The 14,719-nt window shown below is 31.4% G+C and carries 11 protein-coding genes; 4 read left to right on the top strand and 7 right to left on the bottom strand.

The features are described 5' to 3' along the window. Positions 1 to 246 precede the first annotated feature (246 nt). The 6 genes from HHX25_RS18615 to HHX25_RS18590 all read right to left on the bottom strand — a co-directional run bounded on the left by HHX25_RS18615 (position 247) and on the right by HHX25_RS18590 (position 7,595). Positions 247 to 1,254, bottom strand: a complete 1,008-nt coding sequence (locus HHX25_RS18615; protein WP_169676586.1) for a hypothetical protein — start codon at positions 1,252 to 1,254, stop codon at positions 247 to 249. 88 nt (positions 1,255 to 1,342) lie between these two features. Further along, positions 1,343 to 3,859, bottom strand: a complete 2,517-nt coding sequence (locus HHX25_RS18610) for a TonB-dependent receptor (RefSeq protein ID WP_169676584.1) — start codon at positions 3,857 to 3,859, stop codon at positions 1,343 to 1,345. Next, a complete protein-coding gene (locus HHX25_RS18605) occupies positions 3,860 to 4,786 on the bottom strand; it encodes a FecR family protein (RefSeq protein ID WP_169676582.1) in 927 nt (308 codons plus the stop codon). 47 nt (positions 4,787 to 4,833) lie between these two features. After that, a complete protein-coding gene (locus tag HHX25_RS18600; protein WP_169676579.1) occupies positions 4,834 to 5,370 on the bottom strand; it encodes an RNA polymerase sigma factor in 537 nt (178 codons plus the stop codon). 181 nt (positions 5,371 to 5,551) lie between these two features. Further along, positions 5,552 to 7,108 (bottom strand): NAD(P)H-hydrate dehydratase, encoded by a 1,557-nt coding sequence (locus tag HHX25_RS18595; RefSeq protein ID WP_169676577.1) that lies wholly within the window; start codon positions 7,106 to 7,108, stop codon positions 5,552 to 5,554. A 136-nt stretch (positions 7,109 to 7,244) separates the two neighbouring features. Next, complete coding sequence (locus HHX25_RS18590; protein WP_169676575.1) at positions 7,245 to 7,595, bottom strand: T9SS type A sorting domain-containing protein; 351 nt, start codon at positions 7,593 to 7,595, stop codon at positions 7,245 to 7,247. Positions 7,596 to 8,151: 556 nt separating this feature from the next. On the opposite strand from HHX25_RS18590, the gene thrA reads away from it, so the two are divergent. From thrA to thrC, 3 genes are all read left to right on the top strand, one after another. Then, positions 8,152 to 10,596 (top strand): bifunctional aspartate kinase/homoserine dehydrogenase I, encoded by a 2,445-nt coding sequence (gene thrA / locus HHX25_RS18585; protein WP_169676573.1) that lies wholly within the window; start codon positions 8,152 to 8,154, stop codon positions 10,594 to 10,596. 81 nt (positions 10,597 to 10,677) lie between these two features. Continuing rightward, a complete protein-coding gene (locus HHX25_RS18580) occupies positions 10,678 to 11,598 on the top strand; it encodes a homoserine kinase (RefSeq protein WP_169676572.1) in 921 nt (306 codons plus the stop codon). Positions 11,599 to 11,721: 123 nt separating this feature from the next. After that, positions 11,722 to 13,014: a threonine synthase gene (thrC, locus tag HHX25_RS18575; RefSeq protein ID WP_169676570.1), complete on the top strand. Its 1,293-nt coding sequence runs from the start codon at positions 11,722 to 11,724 to the stop codon at positions 13,012 to 13,014. 256 nt (positions 13,015 to 13,270) lie between these two features. Here the strand turns inward: thrC and HHX25_RS18570 are convergent, their stop codons facing one another. Then, the gene (locus tag HHX25_RS18570; RefSeq protein ID WP_240964574.1) at positions 13,271 to 13,531 is read right to left on the bottom strand and encodes a DUF983 domain-containing protein; all 261 of its coding nucleotides are present in this window, start codon (positions 13,529 to 13,531) and stop codon (positions 13,271 to 13,273) included. A 202-nt stretch (positions 13,532 to 13,733) separates the two neighbouring features. Here HHX25_RS18570 and HHX25_RS18565 point away from each other — a divergent pair, with 202 nt between their 5' ends. After that, entirely contained in the window at positions 13,734 to 14,609 is an 876-nt protein-coding gene (locus HHX25_RS18565; protein WP_169676566.1) for an AraC family transcriptional regulator, read from the top strand. The last annotated feature ends 110 nt before the right edge of the window (positions 14,610 to 14,719 follow it).

Genomic DNA, 14,719 nt, shown 5'->3' with positions numbered 1-14,719 from the left:
ACACAATATCTAATAAAGTAAAAAGAGGCTGCCTGAAAAGTAAAATGTAAGTCATATTGAGCCTGTCGAAATATTTTTAACTTACTGATAATCAATATCGATTTCGACAAGCTCAACCTGACAAATTAAACTATAATGACTTTTCAGACAGTCTCTTTTTTTAGTAAATAGAATTTAACATAAGTAATCTACTCCTAATAATCAATGAAGGGTAGCTCAAAATATTTTCAGCTATACAACCCTACCCTACCATTCATCATGACAATAAGTTTCCGAGTTCGTTAGGACAGTTTCAAGCTCTTCGTTAGAATCTACTATAATTTCGTCTCCATTCAATGCTACTAAAGTTATCGGGTATTCTATTGTTACATATGCACTATCCAAATTTATAATTAATTCATTATCGTCTGTTATAGTTACAGGTATAATTTCATCGGTTTGGAGATTAATTTTATTGATCACAAATGGGTATTTGAAATTTATACAGTCATTAGAGCGCCCTTTATCTAAAGTACAATCTTCAAAATAATTTACCAATTGGGATTTCCATATAGCTCTTGAAGCAGTTCCCCCCGGCGATGTGAAGTCAACTAAACTAACTCCGACATTATCGATAGTATAATTTGAATTATTAGTATTGTTATACTCCAATAAAGCCTGTTCTACAGCTGTAATACCACTGCTAAGAGGTATTGGGTTGTCACTTAATGGAATATTATCAAAAAACAGGCCCTCTATGATAACATAATGTGCATCACCAGAACAATTATAATTAACACCAGACAAAGGCAATGGTTCACTATTATGATGTCGCTTATCACCTTCAAAACTGCAATCTTCAAAATATTGAATGAAATCTTCTCTACCTGATAGTATACCTCCAGAGACCGTGCTATAATCAATTAATAAATCTAAAAATAAATCATCATTGGTAAACCGAATGCCTGTTGTTGAAAAGGTACTTTCTCTAAGTACAGCTAATTGTTCCTGTATATTTTCTCCCAATGTTAGTGTAAATGCTGCATAGTCACCTTGATTATTTATAAAGTGTGCCATAATAGCACCTTCAATACAGTTAAAATTTATGAGGCTATAATCATTCTCTGAAATGGCAGTTTCAACCATTTTATCCGATAAACTTGATGTAATCTTTTCATCCGATATTTTTTGGCTTGTCTCCTCTCCAGACGAGCAGGATAGTAATGTCCCTAAAAATAAGGTTGTAATAAGTAATGCTTTAAAAAAATGTTTCATATTATTATGTTATTTGGGTTTTGTTGTTATGAAAACGATTGTAAATCACAAAACCCTCTATTGTATTTATAAAAATTATTGTACTATGCTAAAAATCAACATTTAACGATACATTAGGCGTAAATTCCAATCCATATTTATCTAATATTTCTATATTATTTTGGTCTTCTGTTAACGCATAATAACGGTTAAGAATATTCTTTTTATTACCTATATTAATTAAACCTACTGTTAGTTTATAATCGACCTTTTTTGATATATCAAAATCATAACTTACCGATGCATCAAACCTCAAATAATCTAATAAGCGCTCTTCATTTGGTTCATTATAATTAATGGTATTAAATTTTCCTTCAATAATTGGTGATGCTTCATTTATTGATGTAAAAGGCTTCCCAGAGCTGTATTCCATCCCTAAAGAAAAATTAAATAATTTGTGTTTCATATTTACCCCAGAAATAATACTATGCCTTATATCATTATTATTATAAAAATGAAAAACATTAAGGTCTTTATCCTTGAACTTGTATTTGTTTTTACTATAATTATAGCTTATCCAAGTATTTAAAAGATGACTTTTATAGTTATAATGAAACGTATAACCATTAACAGTATAGGAGCCGAAAAGATTTTCAAACTGGTTAAGATTTTGAAAGCCTTGATTATTAGTAGTAATTCCTTTTACGGTTTTAGCATAAACACTCGAATGAAGCATGTGCCTTCGTTTTTTAAAACCAAAGGCCAATTCTAACTGTTTACTTTTTTGTAAAGGCGCTATAATATTGTTTGCTAGAAACCATCTTCGCTTTTCTATACCCAGAAAATTATTTTCCAAATTAACAACCTGGGAAATATTTTGGGTTTTTCTTTCGCCTCTTAACTGAATATCTATTTCTGGAACAGGATTGTAAGTTAAGTGGAATCGGGGTTCAAACTGAAATGATTTTAAAAACTCATAATAAACATGTCTCAGGTTTAAACCTGTATTTATTTTATTTCCATAATAATTAAGCGTTCCAAACAGTCCATAAATATTACTTTGCTGTTTGGTTTGACTTTGAAAAAACTGATTAAAATTATCAATCTCATTTGAAACAGTTAAATGTTCTTGAGAAACCCCTATTTGATATGCAACGCCAGGAATTTTGAATCTCGAACTGTATTTTAAGGTCATTTCGTAATTCTGAACGCTATTACTCTGGAAACTTGAAATGTCTCTTGATAACAGAAAGTTTCCGCCTTGTAGTTTATAATTTGAATAGTTAACAAGTGTTTCTATTTGAGATTTATTGGAAAATGTGTGCTTCCAATTAAACCCTAAAGCCGTGTTTTCTTGCTTTAAACTACTTTCTTTACTAGCGTTAACGTCCGTTTCAGTATATAATAAATTGTTTGCCAAAAGCAATACATTCAATCCTATACTATTAGATTCGTTAATTATTAATTTATATTGTATCTGTGAATCATGAAAATCGAAAGTATTTCTTGCATTTACAGTATTTGTATTTGGGGTATTGAATGTTTTTATATTTGAAGATTGAAATGCCTTTTTAGCATAATTTATATACGTTGGTGAATCCCAAACATCTGTTAACGATTTTCTTGTTGAAAGCAATATTTCAGATCTCAGGTTTATAGGTACTTTAACATAACCGTCTGCACTTAAAAAATTAACGCCAACACCGCCCGTTATTTTTTTTGAAAATGACTGATCATGTTCCAAACTGATAACACTACTTGTACTATTTCCATATTCTGCTGGGGTCGCATTATCATACAATGTAATTCTAGAGAGCAAGTTTTCGTTAAACGCAGAAATCAATCCAAAAAAGTGACTGTTTTGATAGACTTTTACATCATTCCATACGAATAGGTTTTGATCCTGTGTGCTTCCTTTAACGATTAAATCTGAAATCGATTCACTGTTACTGGTAACCTGAGGTAGGTTCTCCAAGTTTTTAATAACATCGTGAGTCGTTAATCCTGCCAAGGCTCCTACCTCTTTTGTTTTTATAAAAAAGGTACCATCTTTTTTCTTATAAGTTCCCGTAGAAAAGAACGGATAGATAAATAGGGTTTCTAACCCTTGAATTTGCTTGGCTATATATATTCTATTCGTATTTAATTTACTAATATCTATACTTTGCTTACCATAGGTAATATGAGATATTAGAATTTTTTCAGGTATAATGTTCTCAAAAACAACTTTCCCCTCTTCATTAGTCATCCAATTTTTAGAGCTGTTCAAGTCCGCAATTAAGATATGTTCTAAAGGCGTATTATCTTCACTGTCGTAAAAATATAGCGTATCTTTTTTTAAAGGTCTAACTACAATTTTATTTGAAGAAACCATTGCAAAAGACACCATAAATTCTCTTTCTAAGTACTCTAAATGAACCTTTAAAGAGGCATTTTCATTATAAAAACAATCTATACATAATTTGTCTTTGATTAATGAGGATTCATAATTAAAAGACACTTTGTGGAAGCTTTCAATTCTTTTTAAATGATCAGCAAGTAAAACAGTATTTTTTTGGGCAAAGCTGCATATCGAAAAAAGCAAAAGGATTGTCCATACATTTGCTGTAGGCTTTTTTAGGGTCATTTACTTATTATTCAAATAAATACTTTTATCTTTTTTGATATACGTTAAGTTTAATGATTGACAAAAAACATCTAAAACCGTTTCTAATGAATCATCATAGTGGTAACTACCTGTATATTTTAAGTTTTTATTTAAATGATTGCCCATAATAAATTTTATATCATATTGAATACCGATATCGGCAATAACATGGTCTATTGGAGTGTTTTCAAAAACTGATGTTTTTTCAATCCAATGCGGTTTTGTTTTAACCATGGCATTTTTTTGAATCGTCTTGTCTAAAGTTTTTGAATTGAAACAGCTATTCGCTTTTAAAACGGTTTCTTTTCCCTTGTGCATAACAGATACCCTCCCTTCATAACAATACACTTCAAAATACGTATCTCGTTGTTTTACATTAAATTTAGTTCCTAAAACTGTTACAATACCTTGGGATGTTTTAACCGTAAACGTTTTACCTTTAGCTACTTCAAAATAAGCTTCTCCTTTTAAATTTATTGCTCTTGATTTCTTCCATGATTTTTTATAAGCTATTTCCGATTTTGCATTTAACCAAACTTTAGAAGCATCGGGAAGTGAAATTTGTGTAGACTCTCCTGCTAGTGTATGATGCTTCAGATTATTATTTATGCTAAACAAAGTAACAGAAACTAATAACAATATAGAGGCTGCTATAGATATAGTCTTCCATTTTTTGTACAATGGAATGACTTGTTTTCCACTTGTAGAAGTTTTTAAGCGTGTTGAATCCAACTTTTCTAAAACACCTTCTTCATTATAATCTACAGCTTTAACATGATCGAACAACTCCAAGACTTCCTTGTATTCTGAATACGTATCAGAGTTCTTGAAAGCTTCTTTTTCTTCTTCTGAAGAAAACTCAAAATTTAAAAACTTCTTTATTTTATTAGAATTATTTTCCTCCATAACTATGGTCATTAAATATGTAACGTTTCAAATCAAAAAAACCTCCTCTAAAATCGTTTTTTATTAATTTGTAATTCTCTTTGTAGAAATTCCAAAGCATTAAAAATTCTTTTTTCTACAGATTTTACTGTTACCTCCATTATTTCTGCAATCTCTTTATATTTCTTTTTATCTACTCTATTCAATAAAAATGGAACTCTATATTTTTCTGGCATATTATCGAGAACACGGTTCAGTTCTTGATGAAATTCTTTTTCTTCAAAAATATATTCTGGAGTTTGTCTCTCTATAGTAACAGATGTGTGTTTTTTATACTTTGAAATACGATTAGTGCTTCTAAAAGTATCAATGATCTTATTTTTAGAAATTGTATATAAATAGGCTCTTACATTTTTTAAAGGCACACTTTTACAGTTCTTCCATAAAGTTAAAAATGCTTCTTGTATAATATCTTCGGCAAGTTGTTTGTCTCCATAATTGAACACTAAAAAGTTAAAAACTTCTTTGGAGTGTTTCTTATAAGCTATGTTGTAATTATATTCTTCACAAACGGAATCTTTAGATGAGTAATCATCACAATTCATTAATCTTAATATTTTGAGGTTCCTAAATATATTAAATAAACGTAAGTCTAAGCTCATAAAAAATATCAATTTTTAAGACGAACTCACGATAATTAAGTAGTAAACGTTTGAAATCGAAAAACCCTCTATTTTTAAGATGTTTTTTTTAAAATGTATTTCACACAAGAGCCACGAACTATCTCTACGCTTTTTCCTGTTCTTGTTCTGTCGCTTCTGTGGGCTGTTCTGGTTGCTTAAATAAATCTATAAAAGCTTGGCCTAAATAGTCTATAACATGACTCGCAACCAAACTTTGATAGCCAAAATCTTCAACTGCAATATCTGCTGATCTTCCGTGCAAATAAACTCCAAATACGGTAGCCTCTAAAGGTTCATATCCTTGTGAGAGGAACCCCGTAATAATTCCAGTTAATACATCGCCGCTTCCCCCAGTAGACAGACCAGGATTCCCTGTAGTATTTATATATAATTTATCTCCAAATACCGTTATGGTATTCGCCCCTTTTACAGCAACGATACATGTGTATTTTTTAGAAAACGCCTTTACTTTTTTTAGCTTATCAAAATCATCTTTCCAAGCCCCTACTAAACGTTCTAACTCTTTAGCATGCGGTGTTAAAATAGTGTTTTCTGGTAATAACTTTAAAAGTGTTTTCTTTTTGGCTAGCATATTAATTCCATCTGCATCAATAACCAAGGGGATTTTATTTTTCTCTAAAAAAGCTTCAAAAGCACTAATCGTTTTAGTATTGGTTCCCAAACCTACTCCAAAACCTATAACCGTAGGTTCTATATCGAATTCAATAGCTGTAATTATTTCCTCGTCTGTATCTGTTATAACCATAGCCTCTGGGAACGAGGCCTGCAAAACCATATAGCCACATTTAGGAACGTATGCGGTAACCAAACCTGCTCCAGCAGATAAAGCCGCTCTACTTGCCAAGGTTACTGCACCTATTTTGCCATGGCTCCCTCCAATGATAAGGCTATGACCAAATTGTCCTTTATGAGAAAATTTTTCTCGTGGTTTGTATAGAGGTAATACTTCGTGTTTCCCAATTAATTCAGCTTCTGTATTCGTTGTATATAAAAACTCTTGATCCAAACCAATATCCAATACTTCCCATTGTATCGTATACTTCGCAGTTTCTGGTAAAAAGAAAATTAATTTGGGTGAGGCAAAACTCAATGTATAACCAGCCCAAACCGCTGCATCTTCATCTTCTAAAACTTTATCTGTACTTAAACCTGAAGGAATATCAATAGATAAGGTAAATGCCTTTGTTTTTCTAAAATGTATAAATAATGATTTCACCCAATCATCTACTGGCCTATTAAGCCCAATACCAAAAACAGCATCTACTATAATATCGTCTTGATGAATCTCAGGAAAATCTTCAGTGCAACTTAAAAGTGTTGGCCAATCTTTGGTCACATTTTTAATGCGATCATAATTAATTAAAAAGTCCTTTGACCTTTTATCACTGCAATTAATAACATACGTTTTAACATGGTATCCATCTAAAATTAAATGTCTGGCCAATACCAATCCATCTCCACCATTATTACCAATGCCACAAAAGATATGAATAGGTACCTGAGCGCCTTGCATACGCATATGCATCCAATTAAAAATTTGCATACCTGCCCGCTCCATTAAATCTGTTGAAGATATTTTTTGGCGTTCTGCTGTTAGTTTATCACCTTGGTATACTTGTTCTTTAGAAAATAGTTTCATGAATATGAAAGATATTTATGTTCAACGTAAATAAGATCACAATTTAGGCAATAAAAAAATCCTTAGCTAAGTTTTAGCTAAGGATTTGAATATATTTTATTTAAAATACTGTAAATAAATAATATATAAACAGCTACTATTCTCTAATAAATTTAACTATTCCATGGTTTTCTATTTTCAGAAGGTATAGTCCTTTATTTAAAAACTTAACATTTGTCTTACTATTATTTGCTATTATTCCTTTTGCCACTTTTTTTCCTAATACATTGTAAATTGTATAATTTTTAGCTGCACTTAAACCAGAAAGACTAATGTAATTATTTGTTGGATTTGGATATATCTTAATTTCTGTTTTAAAGTTTACTTCCTTATCAGGCAATATACTCGCGTCTATTGTACTTACAACAGTCACCTGACCATGCATTTGCATGACAATGAAAAATGAAAGTATTATTAAGTGTTTTTTTATAAGTAATTTTGTTTTCATTTTGCAGATTTTTTATAATTAGGCCTACACTAATATAGTTAAAAATTCTTACAAAAAATATTTTTAGACGTATTAAAATGGTATTTTAACTATGTTTTACATTCCTATAAAACAAATTAGATATAGAAAAGGCATGAAAATCTAGTTAATTTATTAGATTTAAATAAAAGTGAATGACTTATTAGTTATAAGGCATATTCTCTTTAAAAGGCTCATTTTAATATTATCATTTTTTTAATTCCAAATCAAATAAGTTGATTTTATTAAATGAAAATAGCTAGTATATAAGAATCCTGTAAAAAAGCAATTTTTGTTTTTTAATTGGGGTTAAAAGTGATACTTTTGAATTGTATTATATAGAATATAATGAATCATTTAAACCAAAATACAGATATACATTTTTCTTCTTTAACAGAAGGAACTCCTGCTATTTTTGGAACAACTACAATTATTACAACCCTTTGGGGTTGCTAACTATATATTCTTCAGGCTATCGTTGTAATTTTTACAATTACGACATCAAAAATATTTTTTTTAATTATCAATTCATTAAAAAATGAAGGTTTTAAAATTTGGTGGAACTTCAGTTGGTTCTGCAAAAAACATAAATAACGTTATAGATATCCTTACTGGATATTCAAAAAAAGATTCTATTATCTGTGTTGTATCTGCTGTTGGCGGTATTACAGACAAATTGCTTTTAGCTGGGAAACTAGCTCAAAATAAAGATACAGGTTTTAACGACACGTTTAGTACCATTAAGGATATTCATTTAAATATTATAAATGAATTGAACCCTAGCAATGCAAGCTCAATTATAGAATATACCGAAACCAGACTAGATGAGCTAAAAAATCTACTGGATGGTATATACCTAATAAATGAACTGTCTCCAAAAACATCAGATAAATTAGTAAGTTTTGGTGAATTATTATCATCATACATTATTTCGGAAACTATGAAAAACCGTAGTTTATCTGTAGATCGTAAAAATTCTCAGGAGTTAATCATAACCAATGCTAATTTTACTAAAGCTGAAGTTGATTATAACCTAACTAATAAAAATATAGTAGACTACTTCAGTTTAGCTACTCAACAAATTACAATACTACCTGGTTTTGTTTCAAAATCTGTGGCTGGAGAACAAACAACTTTAGGACGTGGTGGCTCCGATTTTACTGCTGCTATTGTTGCTGCAGCATTAAAAGTAGAACAACTTGAGATCTGGACGGATGTTAGTGGTATGTACACAACCAATCCTAAATTGGTAAAACAAGCCTACCCTATCGAAAAAATCTCATATCAGGAAGCTATGGAACTGTCTCATTTCGGTGCCAAAGTTTTATACCCGCCAACCGTACAACCTGTTTTAGATTTAGAAATTCCTATTCATATAAAAAACACATTGGAACCAGAAGCCATTGGCACTATTATTTCTAATGATGAAACAAACGCTACATCTCCCGTAAAAGGGATTAGTAATATAGGTAATATCGCTTTATTAACACTAGAAGGCAGTGGTATGATTGGTATTCCTGGTTTTTCCAAGCGCTTATTTGAGACTTTATCTCAGGAAAAAATTAATATTATATTAATCACCCAAGCATCATCTGAGCATTCTATTTGTTTGGGAATTGAAGAAAAAGATGCCGATAATGCCAAGCAAGCCATTGATAGTGCCTTTGAAAATGAAATTGCTTTAAATAAAATAAATCCTATAATAATTGAATCAAATCTTTCAATTATTGCCTTGGTTGGTGACAATATGAAAAACCATCAAGGCATTAGTGGAAAAATGTTTAGTGCTTTAGGGAAAAACAACATTAATATTCGTGCCATTGCTCAAGGTGCTTCAGAGAAGAATATTTCTGCTGTTATATCAGAAAACGATGTAAAAAAGGCTTTAAATACCTTACATGAGCAATTTTTTGAAATAGAGACCAAACAACTCAATGTGTTTATTACTGGTGTAGGCAATGTTGGAGAAAAATTGGTTGAACAAATAAAGCAGCAAAATATCTACTTAAAAGAAAATTTAAAAATCAACATACGTGTTGCTGGATTATCAAATTCCAGAACCATGATTTTTAATGAGTTTGGTATCGATTTAGAAAACTGGAAAGAACAGCTTGCATCGGGAGAAAAAGCTACTTTGGAAGGCTTTTTTGAAAAAACGAAATCATTGAATCTACGTAATAGTATATTCGTTGATGTAACGGCAAATTATGATGTTGCAAATTTATATGCTAATTATTTACGCCAAAGTATTGGTGTTGTAGCTTGCAACAAAATTGCATGTTCTAGTGATTACGAAAACTATAGTTTATTAAAACGTTTATCACTCAAATACAATGCACCTTATTTGTTTGAAACAAATGTTGGTGCAGGCTTGCCTATTATTGATACTCTTAATAACTTAATCGCTTCTGGTGATAAAATTACGTCCATACAAGCCGTTTTATCCGGAAGCCTCAATTTTGTATTCAACAATTTTAATGATACAACTAAATTTTATGATGTTGTTAAACAAGCTGCTGCAGAAGGCTATACAGAACCAGACCCCAGAATCGATTTAAGTGGTGTTGATGTAGCTAGAAAAATATTGATTCTAGCAAGAGAAAGTGGTATGCAAATGAATTTAGAAGATATTTCTAATACACCATTTTTATCAGAATCAGGACTAAAAAGTGATTCTGTAGATGATTTTTATCAAACGCTGGTTGAGGATGAAGCTCATTATCAAGGTCTATATGCTTCCGCAAAAGCGAAAAACTGTCAATTAAAATATGTCGCGCAATTAAACAACGGTGAAGCCAATGTCGGCCTACAGGAAATTCCAGAAGGACATCCATTCTATAATCTTGAAGGCAAGGATAATATCGTTATGTTTTACACGCAACGCTACCCGGAACAACCTATGATCATTAAAGGTGCTGGTGCTGGTGCCGAAGTAACAGCTTCGGGGTTATTTGCAGATATTATTAGAATAGGTAATAATTAAAAAGATATAAGAATAAAGAAAAGAGAACTAAGACACTAAAATTTCGTCTTTTTCTTTTCTCTTTTTCTTCTTTATAAAAAGATGAGCGAAATAAAAATATTTTCTCCCGCAACAGTAGCCAATGTAGCATGTGGATTTGATGTTTTAGGATTCTGTTTAGACAATATAGGTGACGAAATGGTCATAAGAAAAACTGATAAAAAAGGAATCTGTATTACTAAAATAGAAGGGTTTGATTTACCATTTGAAGCGGAGTTGAATGTTGCCGGTGTTTCTGCCTTAGCCATGTATGAAGCTGCAAAACCAGACTGTGGTTTCGAAATTGAAATCTATAAAAATATAAAACCAGGTAGTGGAATTGGTAGTAGTGCTGCAAGCGCTGTTGGTAGCGTTTTTGGGATGAATGCGCTTTTAGGTAATCCCTATAACAAAACCGAATTAACTCAATTTGCCATTAAAGGCGAAGCCCTGGCAAGTAAATGTGAACATGCAGACAACCTTGCTCCTGCTATCTTCGGAGGATTTACTTTAGTTAAGAGCGTGGCGCCTTTAGAGATTTTAGAAATCCCATCCCCAGATGATTTATATGCAACCATCATTCACCCACAAATAGAAATAAAAACTTCGGAATCCAGAGCTATACTTCCTAAAAAAGTAGCTTTACAAGATGCCGTAACACAATGGGCCAATTTTGGAAGTTTAATTCATGGTTTACATACAAGTGATTATAACCTAATCCAAAAATCGCTACATGATGTTATTGTAGAGCCACATAGAAGCAAGCTAATTCCTCATTATAATGAAGTAAAAGAAGCTTCATTACAAAATGGTGCCTTAGGTGCTGGAATATCGGGCTCAGGCCCATCTATTTTCTCATTGAGTAAGGGGTTAGAAACCGCAAAAAACGTAAAGAATGCTATGAAAAATGTATATTCTAAAACAGGAATAACATTCGAAATACACATGACGAAGATTAATACAGAAGGGATAAAGATTCTTTAAGACAGGTAATCAATGACCGAATTCGGTTTGATGAATATGATGCACACATTTAGAAAAAATATTAATTAAAACTATCACAAACCGAATTCGGTCATTCGTCTTCTGTCTGTGGTCAATCTAAAAATGAATTATTACAGTTTAAACAAACAAGCGCCAAATACATCTTTTAGAGATGCTGTTATAAAAGGATTAGCACCAGATAAAGGATTGTATTTTCCAGAAAGTATTACGCCTCTAAGCGATGATTTCTTTAAAAATATAGACCAATTATCACATACAGAAATTGCATTCCAGGCCATTAAGCAATTTGTATCTCCAGAAATTCCAGAAGATGTTTTAAAAACAATTGTTGAAGAAACCTTATCTTTTAAGTTTCCTGTAGTGCAATTAAACGATCATATTTCCACTCTAGAACTGTTTCATGGACCAACTATGGCATTTAAAGATGTTGGCGCACGCTTTATGGCACGTTGCTTAGGGTATTTTAATAAAGATAACACCAATGAAGTTACCGTTTTAGTAGCAACTTCTGGTGATACTGGTGGTGCCGTGGCAAATGGCTTTCTTGGTGTTAAAGGTGTCAATGTGATAATCCTATATCCGAGCGGAAAAGTAAGTGATATTCAGGAAAAACAATTAACAACACTTGGACAAAATATTACTGCTTTAGAAGTTAATGGCACGTTTGACGATTGTCAGGCCATGGTAAAAAGGGCTTTTTTAGATGACGCATTAACAAGCAAAATGCAGTTAACTTCTGCCAATTCTATAAACGTCGCTCGCTGGTTACCACAATTATTTTACTTCATATTTGCATACAAACAATTACATAAAAAATATAATGACATTGTGTTTTCTGTACCAAGTGGAAATTTTGGAAATGTTTGTGCTGGTATGATGGCGCAACAATTAGGATTACCTATCAATCATTTTATTGCTTCAAATAATGAAAATAATGTGGTGACTGAGTATCTAAAAACTCAGTTGTACACACCAAGACCATCAGTACAAACCATCAGTAATGCCATGGATGTTGGAGATCCCAGCAACTTTATCCGCATTCAGGAGATCTATAAAAATAAGTTTGAAACCTTAAAGGACAATGTATCTTCTTTTAGCTTTTCTGACGATGAAACCAGAGAAGCCATGCAAGAAATCTATACACAATTTAACTACGTGGCAGATCCGCATGGTGCTGTTGGCTATTTAGGATCTAAAGCCTATTTAAAAGAAAACCCCAACGCCCATTGCGTCTTTTTAGAAACAGCACACCCAACCAAATTTTTAGACGTGGTTGAAGCCGTTATAAAAGAAGAACAACCGCTTCCTGAACAAATTCAATCGGTTATGGATAAAGAAAAAGTATCTGTGTTGATTTCTACTTATGAAGATTTGAAGAATTATTTATTAAAGTGATTTTTTAGTTAGACGTCACTAATCATTTTAGCTGCTATACTTAAAAAGCCCATAGTTTTTGATTAAAAACTATGGGCTTTTATTTAAAGCTAAATCAGAATAATTTGACATAAACGGCGCTGGTGATTTATATAGACAAAAGAGCCCTGACAGGTTTTTTAAACCTGTCAGGGCTGATTCCATGTGATATTTTATTTTGATTCAGCTATATATAATGATTAACTCAATTCCAATAAAGGAATATCCAAAAAACTTCTTACACTTTAACTTTCGAGTTAAAAAACAGGTAAATCCAAATGGTTCTTGATACCTTATAATTTAGGGTACTAAGCAAAATAGCAGATAGAACGATTGTAAAAAAGGAAACCAGAAGAGATAATCCAAAAATAAAGTAAGACATTACAAAAACACCAATAAATTCGGCTACTGCTAGCGCATAACTTACAAACATAGCTCCAAAGAAAAAACCTGGCTCCTTTTCAAATTTAAAATTGCATTTTTTACACGTATCATTCATTAGTGGAATTTGAAACAACAACAAATTACCCTTCGAACTAAAAATGTTATTTTTTCTACACTGCGGACATTTACTCTTTAAAATTAGTAATAGATTCATCTTATATCATTGAAAATCATTTGACAAAGTTAACATATCATTTAAAAATAATACTCTTAAATAATACGCCATTTTTTGTATTTTTAGGACATAATAATATCTTATGAAGAACATTCCTGTTTTAAATATTCAGCAGTTTGAGCAAAGTATACCTATGTCAAACTTCTACAGTAACGACCTAAAGAGTCATTTAGAAAAGAATAAAGACTTTTTTAATAAGCCGCACCGGCATGATTTTTTTCTTTGTGTTTTGTTTTCTGAAGGTTCAGGCATTCATGAGATAGATTTTAACACTTATCAAGTAAAACCTGGCAGTGTATTTTTTTTAAGGCCAAGTCAAACGCATTATTGGATATTTGACAATCAGCCCGATGGATACATATTTTTTCATACACAGAACTTTTACGAACTGCATTTTTCAAAAAGCAAACTGGAGCAGTTTCCATATTACTATTCATATAAAAACAGACCAACGCTTCATTTAAATTCAAACGAAATAACAGCAATAGAACCAATATTTAAGAGCATTAATGATGAGTACCGAAATAGTTTGGTATATAAAAAACAAAAAATAGCAAGCCTTATAAATACTGTTTATATAGATCTAGCAAGGCAATATAGTACATACGAATCCATAAAAAATGTTACATCTGTAACTTATGTAGAAACATTGCGATCTTTAGAAAAGGATATTGATACTCACTACAAAACAAAAAAATCTGTAAAATTTTATGCTAACAGATTAAATATTACCCCAAAACACCTGAACAGAATTGTAAAAACAACTTTAGGGAAAACGACCACAGATTTAATTACCGAGCGGGTAATCCTTGAATCTAAACGTTTAATCGTTCATTCCAATAATTCTTTATCTACTATTTCGGAGCTGATAGGATACCAAGATTATGCTTATTTCTCTAAAGTTTTTAAACTAAAAACAGGAAATACTCCATTAGGGTTTAAAAAAGTGTATCAATAACTTTTTATAATTTGAATTAAAGGACAGAATTCCATAATAATTTGGACACTTCACTTTTTAACAAAATTTTTTCAATAGTAATCTTGCGAATTTGTGTAGTTTTGCGCTAC

Origin of the sequence: Flavivirga algicola (assembly GCF_012910715.1) — a bacterium.
GTDB classification, from domain to species: Bacteria; Bacteroidota; Bacteroidia; order Flavobacteriales; family Flavobacteriaceae; genus Flavivirga; species Flavivirga algicola.
This window is presented reverse-complemented; position numbering and strand designations above follow the sequence as displayed.

What these genes read in the sequence shown, in the direction of transcription:
- HHX25_RS18605 (WP_169676582.1), bottom strand. Translation starts at nt 4,786, where the DNA reads ATGGAGGAAAATAATTCTAATAAAATAAAGAAGTTTTTAAATTTTGAG.
- HHX25_RS18580 (WP_169676572.1), top strand. Translation starts at nt 10,678, where the DNA reads ATGAGCGAAATAAAAATATTTTCTCCCGCAACAGTAGCCAATGTAGCA.
- thrC (WP_169676570.1), top strand. Translation starts at nt 11,722, where the DNA reads ATGAATTATTACAGTTTAAACAAACAAGCGCCAAATACATCTTTTAGA.
- HHX25_RS18595 (WP_169676577.1), bottom strand. Translation starts at nt 7,108, where the DNA reads ATGAAACTATTTTCTAAAGAACAAGTATACCAAGGTGATAAACTAACA.
- HHX25_RS18615 (WP_169676586.1), bottom strand. Translation starts at nt 1,254, where the DNA reads ATGAAACATTTTTTTAAAGCATTACTTATTACAACCTTATTTTTAGGG.
- HHX25_RS18610 (WP_169676584.1), bottom strand. Translation starts at nt 3,859, where the DNA reads ATGACCCTAAAAAAGCCTACAGCAAATGTATGGACAATCCTTTTGCTT.
- thrA (WP_169676573.1), top strand. Translation starts at nt 8,152, where the DNA reads ATGAAGGTTTTAAAATTTGGTGGAACTTCAGTTGGTTCTGCAAAAAAC.
- HHX25_RS18565 (WP_169676566.1), top strand. Translation starts at nt 13,734, where the DNA reads ATGAAGAACATTCCTGTTTTAAATATTCAGCAGTTTGAGCAAAGTATA.
- HHX25_RS18590 (WP_169676575.1), bottom strand. Translation starts at nt 7,595, where the DNA reads ATGAAAACAAAATTACTTATAAAAAAACACTTAATAATACTTTCATTT.
- HHX25_RS18570 (WP_240964574.1), bottom strand. Translation starts at nt 13,531, where the DNA reads ATGAATGATACGTGTAAAAAATGCAATTTTAAATTTGAAAAGGAGCCA.
- HHX25_RS18600 (WP_169676579.1), bottom strand. Translation starts at nt 5,370, where the DNA reads ATGAATTGTGATGATTACTCATCTAAAGATTCCGTTTGTGAAGAATAT.